The following is an 11,694-nucleotide window of genomic DNA, read 5'->3' as shown; positions in this document are numbered from 1 at the left end:
TCATACCACCGTCAGGCACATAAACGCGGCCAGGCAGCGACCGCTCTCCGGAACAAAGCAAAGGACCCGGTCGCCCTCCCGCAACTCCTCTTCCCTTAACAACCGGTCGAGCAGCAGGAAGATTGAGGCACTGCCAACATTGCCCACCCGATCCTGATGATTGCGCCAGCGATCCTCCGGGATCATTGCACCGGCCTTTTCCAGTAGTCGTTGCATCCGCTGTCCCAGGGCGCGTGCCGAGTAGTGGGGCAAGAAATACCTGACCCTGGCGGGGTCCAGTCCCCTCCGCTCCAGCACCTCCAGGTAATACCCCACCCACACCGGGAACATCCGCTCCAGCAGGTGAAAGTCCTGGCGTAGCGGGAAAGCGCCTCCCTCAGCGGCACCGACCGGGGAACCGAAATGGGACCAGGGCCGCTCTCCACCATCGGGAAGCCGGGAACTGCCAGCGGACATGCAGGCGGGAAAACGATCGGCAAAGGATTTCTGCTCAATCCAGTCAATGCGCAGGCAGGGCGGGCCGGGCTGCGCCTCGGTCTCCAGCAACAGGGCGCCGGCACCATCGGACAGGGTCCAGCGCAGGAACTCATACCGGAAAGCATCTTCGGTGCCCATGGATACAAAGTCGACGGCATCGTAGAAACCTGGCTGGAACCACCGGCTCGAGAACTCGCTGCCACAGGCGGCGGCGCACCGGTGCTCCCCGGCCCTGAGGTTCAGGTAGGCGGACTTGATCGCCATCATGCTGCTGCCGCAAACACTCTGGAAGGAGCCCAGTTCGAGCTGCCCCCGCCCCAATTCCCCATGGACGGCGCTGGCGTGGCCGGGCACCAACATGTCACCCTGGGTAGTGCTGGCGGCGAGATAATCCAGGCTGTTACAGTCCACCCGCGCCCGGTCGCATGCGGCTTCGACGGCCCGCGCAGCCATTGCCGCATTGGTAAAGAGGTGGTTTCCACCCGCGTCTATTGCATAGTGCCGCGATTGAATCCCATTCTGGCGCAGGGTGGCAGCTTTCAGACGCCGGCTGTGAGGCCCGAGCAGGCCAATCCGCCCTTCCATTTCCCGGTTATCCACCGGAGTCCCCGGCAGGAAGCTGCCACTGCCGGTAACAAAGACATCATGCATATGTAGCTGGATATTTATTATTACTGTAAGTCCCGGCCAGCATACCGGAAAAGGAGGGGAGCTGCCCGGATAGGGCCACCCGGCCCCGGGGATTGCGTGTGACCTGGACGCCTGCAGGGTAGGCGTTTCAGGGTTCGGCCAGCTCCGGCAGGTGACACACGACTTCGACGTTATTTCCATCCGGGTCGAGCACGTAAGCCGCGTAATAGTCCGCATGGTATTCCGGCCGCAGACCGGGCTCACCATTGTCCTTGCCACCCGCCTGCAACGCTACGCGATGAAACTCCCGTACAGTGTCGCGATCTTCCGCCCGGAAAGCCAGGTGCAATGCCGGGGTTACGCTGGTACCCCCCCTGATCCACAGGCTGGGCCGGTCGGCCCAGCCGAAGCCGGCCCAGCCGGAATACTCCAGAATCAGCTCGTAATCCAGGGGGGCCAGGGCCAGGCGGAAAAACTCCTTGCTGCGTTCATAACTGTGCACATGCATGCCAACGTGATCGAGCACTGAGAGACTCCTCGGGTTGGGAAGATCAGCCACACATACCGGGTGACACGACCGAAGTGTAGCCAATGAGTCCCGGAGAGAATGGGAGGTATCACGGGAGAACCGGATCAAATGGCGGCCCGGGAGGAAGCTGAATGACGCACGGTGGCCACGGGAGTGAAAGCGACGACATTCACCCTTCGCCAATCCTGCCTGCCCGGGGGGAAAGGGGCATCCAATCCCGCCGCAGCAGGCCATAGATCAGGGCATCCTGAAAGCCACCCTCCTCCCGGTAGCGTTCCCGCAGAAGGCCCTCGCGCGTGAATCCCTGCCTTTCCAGCAGGCGGATCGAGGCGGTATTGCGGGGATCCACGTCGGCCTCGACGCGATGCATCCCAAGCGGCCCAAAGGCGAACTCAAGCAGGGCCCTAACCGCGCGAGCCATAATCCCCTGCCCGCGGTAGGCGCGCGCCAGGGCAAAGCCGATTTCCCCATGCCCGTTGGCGCGATCTATAGCCGCCAGGGTGCAGGTCCCCACAAGCTGCCCTTCCACATCCAGCCCCCACTGGTACAGGCTTCCCTCGAGAAACCCCTCAACTATGGATTCCAGGAATTGCTCGGTATCCGCGCGCGTCTCCAGTTGCGACAGCGCCATAAATCGCACTACCTCGGGGTTCCCAAAGAGCCGCTGCAGCGCGGGAAGATCGGCGGGTTTCAGCCAGCGCAAACGCACACCGTCCCCGTGCAATGTGGGCAGCCGGGAGTGAAAGCCATCCGGATTCAAGGTGATTCCCCCCGATTTACACCAGCCACTGCCAGAGACCGTATATGGCCACTCCGGCGCCGAAAATAAACTGCGCGGCCAGCAACGCGCGTATTGCAAAGGTGAACCGCACCAGTGGACCCCGTTCCTCACTATCCCGGGTAAAGATCCTGGCCGCCGGCGGCAGCTCCTGCTCCACCAGTTTCAGCCCCGGCTTGGCCAGGGCAAGTAGTTGCCTGCTCCGGGTATCAACAAGCCAGAATACACAGCAGAGGATCAGTACAAAGCCGCCCAGCAGGGTCAGGATAAGTGGGTGGAAGCCTTTCTCAACCGCGGTAAAAATGCCACCCTCGGCAAAAATCGACAGCACGACAAAAAAGTTGAAGGCCTTCAGGCGTTGCTCGGCATTAAAACGATAGTGCTCACAAAGGTATTGCTGCTGGTTCAGGGCATTCATACGGTCCACCAATTTATTCTCCAGAGCCCAGCCGCCGCGGACCGGTCATTTATGTGGAGTGCTGTTTCCCCAATAATAAACAGCCTGCCATATGCATACCAACAAACGGGGTAGCGGGTGGCTGAGCGGCTTTCAGTTGGGAAAATAGCAGGATACAACCGGCCTACATGCGAAGTGCGCCGAATATGGAGTTAACCACAGTCATTCCAGCTGACGAAAATACGAAGCGGACGCTAACCTACGAAGTAGTCGAGCACATCGGAAATACGGTCTTTCGGACAGCGATACACCTCGGTGTAATTACATCGCCGGCAGGATACCGTAGTAAACCTGGATGACTGGATGTCGAACAGTTTGGCGAACCAGCTACCGGCCGCGTGAAACTCCCCGATATCATAGTTTTCATGCCCGCACTTTACACAGACGTGCCTGGTATTCCCCTCGATCCTGAGCGCTGGATTGGGATTCGGCTGCGGCTCCGCATCCCGGATGTCGATCCATTTCTTGATTTCTGCAAAACGCTCCGGGTATTCACTCACGTTAATTGAGCGATAAGCTTCCTCAAGCTCATCCCTCGAGTAAGTAGAATAATCAATCTTCACCTTCCCCCCCTGGGACTTTGCTGCAAGCCGACCCCGTTCCCGGGCACAACGGCGACGTTCATTTTTATATTCAGGGCAGTTTATATCGAAATCCCGGGGCAGTGGGGAGAGCGGCACTGGCGCCGGCGAGCCATGTGCATCTGGCCGGGACTCTCCCCCGCCCCCAAAAAAAAGCGAACCCGCCAGGGGCTCGCTTATCGAAGCCGGAACAATGCCGGTAACAGTGTTTTGGGCAATCAGCGATTGGCCCGCTGCTCGATCAACTCCTCCACCACCGAGGGGTCCGCCAGGGTGGAGGTATCCCCCAGCGAGTCCAGCTCGTTGCCGGCGATCTTGCGCAGGATGCGACGCATGATCTTGCCGGAGCGGGTTTTGGGCAGGCTCGGGGCCCACTGGATGACATCCGGCTTGGCAATGGGGCCGATTTCCTTCACACACAGGTCGATAAGCTCCTGCTTGAGTGCGTCGGAGGGCTCGTGACCCGCTTTCAGGGTGACATAGGCGTAGATGCCCTGCCCCTTGATATCGTGCGGGTAGCCCACTACAGCGGCCTCCGCCGTGTCGTCGTGCAGGACAATGGCACTCTCGATCTCCGCGGTCCCCAGGCGGTGGCCCGAAACATTAAGGACATCGTCAATGCGGCCTGTAATCCAGTAATCACCATCGGCATCGCGGCGCGCGCCGTCACCGGTAAAGTAATAACCGGGGAAGGTGGAAAAATAGGTGTCGATCATACGCTGGTGGTCGCCGAACACCGAGCGGATCATGCTGGGCCAGCTGGCCTTCATCACCAGCGCGCCCTCGCCCTCGCCCTCGATTTCCTGGCCCTGCTCATCCAGCAGTGCCGGCTGCACACCGAAGAATGGCCTGGTGGCAGACCCCGGCTTCATATCCATGGCGCCCGGCAGCGGCGTAATCAGGTGGGCACCGGTCTCGGTCTGCCACCAGGTATCCACGATGGGACAGCGTTTATCACCCACAACGTCGTAATACCACTGCCAGGCCTCCGGGTTGATGGGCTCACCCACCGTACCCAGCAGCTTGAGCGAGCCGCGGTCGGTCTTTGTGACGAATTCATCCCCGGCACCCATCAATGCGCGAATGGCAGTGGGGGCGGTATAGAAAGTATTGACCTTATGCTTGTCCACCACTTCCCAGCAGCGGGAGGCATCCGGGTAGGTGGGGACGCCCTCAAACATCAGGGTAATGGCACCGGCTGCCAGTGGGCCGTAGACGATATAGCTGTGGCCGGTAATCCAGCCCACGTCCGCGGTACACCAGAAGACCTCACCCTCTTTGTAATCGAAGGTGTACTTGAAGGTCATGGTGGCCATCAGCAGGTAGCCGGCGGTGGTGTGCAGCACACCTTTCGGTTTGCCGGTGGAACCCGAGGTGTAGAGGATAAACAGCGGGTCCTCGGCGTTCATGGTCTCCGGTTCGCAATGGGTATCCTGCTCTGCCACCGATTCCCCGTACCAGATATCGCGCTTGCTGTCCCACTCCACATTGGCACCGGTACGCTTGACCACGATGGCAGTGTGGACATCCGGGCAGCTGGCCAGGGCCAGGTCCACATTGGCCTTGAGTGGGATCTTGCGACCACCGCGCACCCCCTCGTCGGCGGTAATCACCAGGCGGCAGTCGCTGTCCAGGATGCGGTCCTTGAGCGAATCCGGGGAGAAGCCACCAAATACCACCGAGTGCACAGCGCCGATGCGGGCACAGGCCAACATGGCATAGGCGGCCTCGGGAATCATCGGCATGTAGATGCATACCCGGTCCCCCTTGTTCACACCGCGTGTCTTCAGCAGGTTGGCCAGGCGACAGACCTGCTCGTACAGCTCCCGGTAGGTGATGTGCTTGCTGTCGGCGGGATCATCGCCCTCCCAGATGATGGCCGTTTGTTCCGCGCGTGCGGGCAGGTGGCGATCGATACAGTTGACGGTTACATTCAGCTCGCCATCGGCAAACCAGACGGCCTGGCCCTTGCCCAGATCCTCTTCCACAACTTTCGTGAACGGCTTTTCCCAGTGCAGGAAATCCCTGGCCTGCCGGGACCAGAAGGCCTCCGGGTTTTCCACCGATTCCCGGTACATTGTCTGGTAGTCCTCCGCGCGGATATGCGCCTTGGCGGCAAACTCTGCGGGCACGGGATGGGTGTGAACTTCGGACATCGTTTTCTCCCTTATTAGAATTATCGGGCTGTAGGCGAACCCTGTGGTTGACATATACCCAGAGGGTAGCGCAACCGCCGGCAACAGCATGCACTTTGGCTGAGTGGCGACTATCCCAATGACTTATAACACTGCCCAAGGGCAGGTGACAACGCTGTCAAGCAGTCTCTCTATCCATGTTAACCCGCCGGGTTGCATGAATGCCGGGCCCGCCATGGATTTACGTGCCATTCTTACCGGTCGGGGGGGGCGCAACAGGCCCCGGCAAAAGTGATCACCTCTTCCCGGCCAACAGGCGGGAGAGATTTTGCATTGTGGCTGTGAAATTACTGCGAACCCACGAGGGACGCGGCGAGCGCGAGGCAGGAACGGTGGCGCCGGACAACGCCCTGTCGGGAGAGCCCGGGCAGCTCACCGAGCAGTTCTTTACCAATGCCAAAGAGAGTTTCCCCTACGGTATCGGGTCATCCGGTGGCGGCAAGCGGGAGCCCACTTGCAGCCAGGACGCGATCTGCGAGGAATAATCACCGCCCGGGATACACAGCCTCAGTTACCTATCAGTCCCTGCAGGTGGGCGACCACACTGCGGCCCAGGGCGTTGAGGGCGTAACCGCCCTCCAGTGCCGATACGATGCGGCCGCCAGCGTGACGCCCTGCCAGCTCCCGCACCCGGTCGGTCACCCAGCGATAATCCTCCTCCACAAAACGCAGCTGCGCCATGTCGTCCTCGGTATGCCCATCGAAGCCGGCGGAAATAAACAGCATCTGCGGCCTGAAGGCCTCAAGAGCCGGCAGCCATTGCTCCTCCACCACCCGGCGCAGTTCCGCCCCGCCCGCGCCCGGCGCCAGCGGCGTATTGACGATATGGGCCGGCAGGTCGCCGGTGCCGGAGAAAGGGTAAAAGGGATACTGGAAGCTGGAGCAGAACAGGTAGCCCTCCTCGTCACGAACGAAGTCCTCGGTACCATTGCCGTGGTGCACGTCGAAATCAACGATCGCCACCCGCTCCAGGCCATGCCGCTGGCGCGCATGTGCCGCAGCGATGGCGATGTTGTTGAACAGGCAGAAGCCCATGGCCCGGCCGCGCTCGGCGTGGTGGCCGGGCGGGCGCACGGCGCAGAAGGCGGAGGGTATTTCGCCGGCCACTACCCGGTCCACAGCATCCACGGTCGCACCGGCGGCGTGCAAGGCGGCTTCCAGGGATTTCGGGCACATGGAGGTATCCGGATCGAGAACCTCGCGGCCCTCACTGGGCGCCCGGGCGAAAATGGACTCCACGTAAGCGGGATCGTGTACCAGCTCCAACTGCGCCCGCGTAGCTGCCGGCGCCTCGAAGTGTCGCAGGACAAAATCCAGCCCACTGCTCAATAGCTGGTCCTGGATCGCAGCCAGGCGCGCGGGCCGTTCCGGATGGCCCTCGCCCATCTCGTGCAGGGAACAGGCGGGATGGGAGAAAAATCCGATGGACATGCTGTGCTCCTGGCGATCGTTTAAGGGGGGACGATCCGTGTTTCGCTGCAACTATGCCCGGTTTTCGTTACCGAGATCCAGTATCAGCGTCACCTCATCCAGGTCGGCGCCGGGCGCCGCCTGAAACCCGCGATTTTCGAATACAGCCAGCATCGGGTGGTTGTCCCGGCGTACAAAGGCCACCATGCGATCGATACCCCGGCTGCGGGCGATCGCCTCCATTTCCTGCAGTAACGCCGTGGCGATACCCTTGCCACGGCGACTCTCCTTGATCACAAAGGCCACCTCGCAGCTGTTGTCCGCGGGAATGTAGTAGTAGCGCCCCACACCCTGGATGACTTCCGCTCGGCCCTGGCGATCGGTAAAGCACAGCGCCAGGTCGCGCCGCTGGTCCACACTCACCAGGCTGCAGGATTTTTCCCGGGACATCTGCGTGACATGATGGTTGTAACGCATCAGCAGTGTTTCGCGGTTATGGGTATAAAAGAATTCCTGCAACCGGCGCTCGTCCGCGGGCCTCAGGGGGCGCAATGTGTAGTGAATACCGCCAAAGACGAACCGTTTCGACTCCACCGGCCCCAGCTCCGGCACCGAGGTGGGCGCCTGCTCCTGGTACTCCGGAACCCAGTAGAACTTACGCACTTCCTGCAGCAACTCGCGACGGAACCTCGGATGGGCGATGCGGATAAGCTCCAGTGCCCGCTCGCGGATGCTCTTGCCGTGCAGTGAGGCGATACCGTACTCGGTGACGATATAGTGCACGTGGCCGCGCGAGGTCACCACCCCGCCGCCCGGGGTTATGGTGGTGACGATACGGGAACGCTTGCCGTCCCGGGTGGTTGAGGGCAGCGCTATGACTGGCTTGCCACCGCGGCTGAGCGCCGCCCCGCGGATAAAGTCCACCTGGCCGCCGATTCCACTGTAAAACCTGCGCCCGATCGAATCCGATACCACCTGCCCGGTAAGGTCCACCTCGATGGCTCCATTGATCGAAACCATCTTGTCGTTGCGGGCAATCCTGGTGGGCGAATTGGCATGTTCTGCCGGGTAGAATTCCACATGCGGGTTACCGTCAACAAAGTCATACAGGCGCCGGGTTCCCATGCAGAAAGTGGTTACGGCCTTACCGCGGTGAAAGGTTTTTTTCCGGTTATTGATCACCCCGCTCTGCATCAGGTCGATAATACCGTCGGATATCATTTCGCTGTGCACCCCCAGGTCGCGGTGATTACCCAGGTAACGCAGTACCGCATCGGGGATCCTGCCGATACCCAGCTGCAGGGTGGCCCCGTTATCCACCAGCAGCGAGACGTACTGGCCGATCTGCTCGGTCACCTGGTCCAGCTCTGGTGGCGGTATTTCCGGCAGCTCCTCCGCCTGTTCCAGCCAGGCATCGATTTGCTGGATATGCACAAAACTGTGACCGTTGGTGCGCGGCATACGTGGATTGACCTGTGCCACCACCCTGCGGGCAAAGCGTACCGCCGCCGAGACCACATCGACACTCACCCCCAGGGAGCAGTAACCAAGCGCGTCCGGCGGGCTGACCATGACCAGGGCCACGTCCAGGGGCAGGATGTTTTCCCGAAACAGCTGGGGCACCTCGGACAGGAAACAGGGAGTGTAGTCGGCACGTCCCTCGTCGATGGCATCTCGCACCTTGTCGCCGCCAATAAACAGCGAGTTGACCTTGAACAGGTTGCGATAGCGAGGCTCGGCCCAGACATTGTCCGACAGCGTGAGGATATGAGTCACCTCGATATCGTGCAGGCCGTGGCTATGTTCGATCAGGTCCGCTACCAGCGCATTGGGGACAGCGGCATTGGAGCCGATAAATATCCGGCAGCCGGATTTCAGCAGGCGTGACCACGGCACCGCGTCTCCGGATCTCGGGCAGCTAAGCATGACAGTGCCTGTCGGATTGCGGGCGACCCGGGGATAATAGCCTGGCCGGTCCCGGCTCCACAGGAGAAGCCGGGACCGGCAGGCGGGAGAGGCCAGCGGAGGACTACCGTCACTACGCAGGTCGCTCTCGCCGGGGAGGGGGGATTACCGGGGAATCAGGCCTCAGCCAGCTGCAACGGGATGGTGTTGGTGCTGCGCTCGACGCGGTTGTGCTCATCCAGGTAGACCAGTCTCGGACTGAATTCGTCGGCCTCGGCCTCGGTCATCTGCGCATAGGAGGCAATGATGATACGGTCGCCCACCTGCACCCGGCGCGCGGCGGCACCATTCATGGAGATAATACCGGAGCCGCGCTCGGCCAGGATCACATAGGTATGAAAGCGCTCGCCATTGCTGACGTTGTAGATATCGATTTTCTCAAACTCGCGCAGGCCCGCCAGTTCCACCAGGTCCTGGTCAATGGCACATGAGCCGTCGTACCAGAGTTCAGCCTGGGTGACCGCGGCCATGTGCAGTTTGCACTTCAGCATTTCAATCTGCATCGGGTTACCTCCCCTTCACAGCTCCAGCGAAACATTGTCGATCAGGCGCGCGGCACTGGTGTACATCGCGCCCAGGATGGTGATTTCAGTATCGTCGTGTGCGGCCGGCTCCAGGTTGCGGCTGTTGCAGATGGAAAAGTAATCTACCTTGAAACCGGACTCGCTGATGCGCTTTGATGCCTCTGCCTCAAGCCCGGCAAAATCCCGCCGACCGCTCTCGATCTCCCCTTTCACCCAGTTCAGGCACTGGTTGAGCACCGGCACCCGCGGTCGCTCCTGGGCGGTGATATAGCTGTTGCGCGAACTCATGGCGAGCCCGTCCGGCTCCCGGTGCACCGGCGCCGCGATGATTTCCACCGGGATACACAGGTCTTCGACCATGCGGCGGATAACCGCCAGTTGCTGGAAATCCTTGATCCCGAACACAGCACTGTCTGGCTGCACGATATTGAACAGCTTGGCCACCACCGTGGTGACCCCCTCGAAGTGCCCCGGGCGGCTCGCACCGCACAGCACGTCCGTCATGGCCGGGCAGACGACCCGGGTCTGCTGGTCCATGCCATTGGGATAGATCTCATTCTCGTCCGGGTGGAAGAGGAAGTCGCAGTCGGCCTCCCTCAGGCGCGCCATATCGTTTTCCAGGGTCCGCGGGTACTTGTCCCAGTCCTCATTGAGGCCGAACTGCAACCGGTTGACGAAGATTGACACCACCACCATGTCGCAGTGCTGCCGGGCGGTTTCGACCAACTGGATATGCGCGTCATGGAGATTGCCCATCGTGGGCACGAAGCCGATGGTCTTGCCGGCGCGGCGGGTTTCGGCCAGCGCCTCGCGCAGACTGGCCACGTGATGGAATACTTGCATCGCAATCACTTCAGAGGGTGGCAGAAAGAGGGACTCGAACAGCGGCGCATCATACCCGCAGGGTAACCTGGGGACAATATAACCAGCGCCACAAAACCACGCATCTTCGGCAGATATCGGCGAAAATGCCGCGAAAAGCGGGCAAACTCGCCAAACCAGAACAATCCCTCGGTTTTAGACAAGCGCTCCCGGCAGGGGCCGGCACCCGCTGAACTGAAAACTGTCGACTGGTTCAGGATTGATTCAGTCGCGCCCCGGCACACTGTGCCCCACTGTACGAGAGGTGGCCCCTTGCGCCTCGATCGCACGATGGAGACAGAGCCATGAAAAAACTGATCACTGTAATCGCGACCACCAGCCTGCTTCTGGCTGGCCCGGCGCTTGCCGACCGGGAAGGCCGCAGCGGCTTTCGCGGCTACCAGAAAGACTCCCAGCTGTCCGGGTCGGCCTTCGATAGCGCCATGCGCAAGCACCGCCGGGCCGAGCGGGAGGAGCACCGCGAGGGCCGCAGGGACCATAAACGCAAGCGCCACGATCGCGGCGATTACGACGGCGATCGCCGGGGACGCGACCGCGGCGACTACGACGGCGATCGCTATCGCCACAAGAAGACTGGCAGGGGCCATGACGACCATCGGGGACGCGGCCACGACAAGCACTGGAACAAGCACCAGCGCAAGCACTGGAAGAAGCACCAGCGCCGGCACTGGGCGAAGCACGATTACGACCGCCGCCACTACCGCAAGCACAGGCACCACTGGCGCCCGTCACGCTACAGTTACGGTTACCGCTGGCGCCACCTGCCGAGCAACTTCGTGCGCATCAGCCTCGGTGGCATCGGCTTCTTCTACAGCGATGGCATCTTCTACCGCCGCCATGACCACGGCTACGTAGTGGCCCGGCCGCCCATTGGCGCGGTTGTTTACAGCCTGCCGGGGGCAGCGGTGTCCCTGAGCTTCGGCGGCCTGGACTACTACGTGGCGTACGACACCTTCTACCGGTGGGATCACCGTCACCGCGGCTACCGGGTAGTCGAGAACCCCGGCTTTTACTGAGCGGCCCTCAGCTGGCAACCCCTAAACCCCAACTTCCAGGCGGCCCCCGGGCCGCCTTTTTTATACCGACGGAGTCGGCCCGCTCCCCCTACCGCTGGTCTCCCATTTCTTCGCCACGGAACCTGCCGGGCCTCCTCCCGCCCAAGAAACAGACGCAATCGCTTGAAAGGCATCTCAAATGGCGCCATAACACGTGCAGTGTGAGAAAAAGTGAGTAGGCTGTGGGATCAGGGTGGCGGCCGTTTCAGTG

Annotated in this window: 12 protein-coding genes; 2 read left to right on the top strand and 10 right to left on the bottom strand. The window is 61.3% G+C overall.

What is annotated here, in order from left to right:
* The 6 genes from LVD11_RS11875 to acs all read right to left on the bottom strand — a co-directional run bounded on the left by LVD11_RS11875 (position 1) and on the right by acs (position 5,608).
* Positions 1-1,128 carry a 3-oxoacyl-[acyl-carrier-protein] synthase III C-terminal domain-containing protein gene (locus LVD11_RS11875; protein WP_237059291.1) on the bottom strand — a complete coding sequence of 376 codons (1,128 nt, stop codon included), beginning with the start codon at positions 1,126-1,128 and terminating at the stop codon, positions 1-3.
* Positions 1,129-1,255: 127 nt separating this feature from the next.
* Entirely contained in the window at positions 1,256-1,633 is a 378-nt protein-coding gene (locus tag LVD11_RS11870) for a VOC family protein (protein ID WP_237059289.1), read from the bottom strand.
* 172 nt (positions 1,634-1,805) lie between these two features.
* Positions 1,806-2,339 carry a GNAT family N-acetyltransferase gene (locus LVD11_RS11865; protein WP_237059286.1) on the bottom strand — a complete coding sequence of 178 codons (534 nt, stop codon included), beginning with the start codon at positions 2,337-2,339 and terminating at the stop codon, positions 1,806-1,808.
* Between the two features lie 73 nt (positions 2,340-2,412).
* Complete coding sequence (locus LVD11_RS11860; protein WP_237059548.1) at positions 2,413-2,832, bottom strand: RipA family octameric membrane protein; 420 nt, start codon at positions 2,830-2,832, stop codon at positions 2,413-2,415.
* Positions 2,833-3,065: 233 nt separating this feature from the next.
* Positions 3,066-3,434: a zinc ribbon domain-containing protein gene (locus LVD11_RS11855; protein ID WP_237059284.1), complete on the bottom strand. Its 369-nt coding sequence runs from the start codon at positions 3,432-3,434 to the stop codon at positions 3,066-3,068.
* A gap of 236 nt (positions 3,435-3,670) precedes the next feature.
* Positions 3,671-5,608 (bottom strand): acetate--CoA ligase, encoded by a 1,938-nt coding sequence (gene acs, locus LVD11_RS11850; RefSeq protein ID WP_237059282.1) that lies wholly within the window; start codon positions 5,606-5,608, stop codon positions 3,671-3,673.
* A 314-nt stretch (positions 5,609-5,922) separates the two neighbouring features.
* Here acs and LVD11_RS11845 point away from each other — a divergent pair, with 314 nt between their 5' ends.
* Positions 5,923-6,132, top strand: a complete 210-nt coding sequence (locus LVD11_RS11845; protein ID WP_237059280.1) for a hypothetical protein — start codon at positions 5,923-5,925, stop codon at positions 6,130-6,132.
* Positions 6,133-6,154: 22 nt separating this feature from the next.
* Here LVD11_RS11845 and LVD11_RS11840 read toward each other — a convergent pair whose 3' ends face one another.
* The 4 genes from LVD11_RS11840 to panC form a co-directional block, all read right to left on the bottom strand.
* The gene (locus tag LVD11_RS11840; protein WP_237059278.1) at positions 6,155-7,078 is read right to left on the bottom strand and encodes a histone deacetylase family protein; all 924 of its coding nucleotides are present in this window, start codon (positions 7,076-7,078) and stop codon (positions 6,155-6,157) included.
* 51 nt (positions 7,079-7,129) lie between these two features.
* Complete coding sequence (locus LVD11_RS11835) at positions 7,130-8,953, bottom strand: GNAT family N-acetyltransferase (RefSeq protein WP_237059276.1); 1,824 nt, start codon at positions 8,951-8,953, stop codon at positions 7,130-7,132.
* A gap of 185 nt (positions 8,954-9,138) precedes the next feature.
* A complete protein-coding gene (panD, locus tag LVD11_RS11830) occupies positions 9,139-9,525 on the bottom strand; it encodes an aspartate 1-decarboxylase (RefSeq protein ID WP_237059274.1) in 387 nt (128 codons plus the stop codon).
* Positions 9,526-9,540: 15 nt separating this feature from the next.
* Positions 9,541-10,389 carry a pantoate--beta-alanine ligase gene (panC, locus tag LVD11_RS11825; protein ID WP_237059272.1) on the bottom strand — a complete coding sequence of 283 codons (849 nt, stop codon included), beginning with the start codon at positions 10,387-10,389 and terminating at the stop codon, positions 9,541-9,543.
* 323 nt (positions 10,390-10,712) lie between these two features.
* Here panC and LVD11_RS11820 point away from each other — a divergent pair, with 323 nt between their 5' ends.
* Positions 10,713-11,444, top strand: coding sequence for a DUF6515 family protein (locus LVD11_RS11820; protein ID WP_237059270.1), 732 nt, complete (start codon positions 10,713-10,715; stop codon positions 11,442-11,444).
* Positions 11,445-11,694: the final 250 nt, after the last annotated feature.

This window comes from Microbulbifer sediminum (genome assembly GCF_021729035.1).
In the GTDB taxonomy this organism is placed as follows: Bacteria; Pseudomonadota; Gammaproteobacteria; order Pseudomonadales; family Cellvibrionaceae; genus Microbulbifer; species Microbulbifer sediminum.
This window is presented reverse-complemented; position numbering and strand designations above follow the sequence as displayed.

Bases quoted from the DNA above. Each gene is read 5' to 3' on its own strand.
- LVD11_RS11875 (WP_237059291.1), bottom strand. From the start codon at position 1,128: ATGCATGATGTCTTTGTTACCGGCAGTGGCAGCTTCCTGCCGGGGACT.
- LVD11_RS11860 (WP_237059548.1), bottom strand. From the start codon at position 2,832: ATGAATGCCCTGAACCAGCAGCAATACCTTTGTGAGCACTATCGTTTT.
- acs (WP_237059282.1), bottom strand. From the start codon at position 5,608: ATGTCCGAAGTTCACACCCATCCCGTGCCCGCAGAGTTTGCCGCCAAG.
- LVD11_RS11840 (WP_237059278.1), bottom strand. From the start codon at position 7,078: ATGTCCATCGGATTTTTCTCCCATCCCGCCTGTTCCCTGCACGAGATG.
- panD (WP_237059274.1), bottom strand. From the start codon at position 9,525: ATGCAGATTGAAATGCTGAAGTGCAAACTGCACATGGCCGCGGTCACC.
- panC (WP_237059272.1), bottom strand. From the start codon at position 10,389: ATGCAAGTATTCCATCACGTGGCCAGTCTGCGCGAGGCGCTGGCCGAA.
- LVD11_RS11820 (WP_237059270.1), top strand. From the start codon at position 10,713: ATGAAAAAACTGATCACTGTAATCGCGACCACCAGCCTGCTTCTGGCT.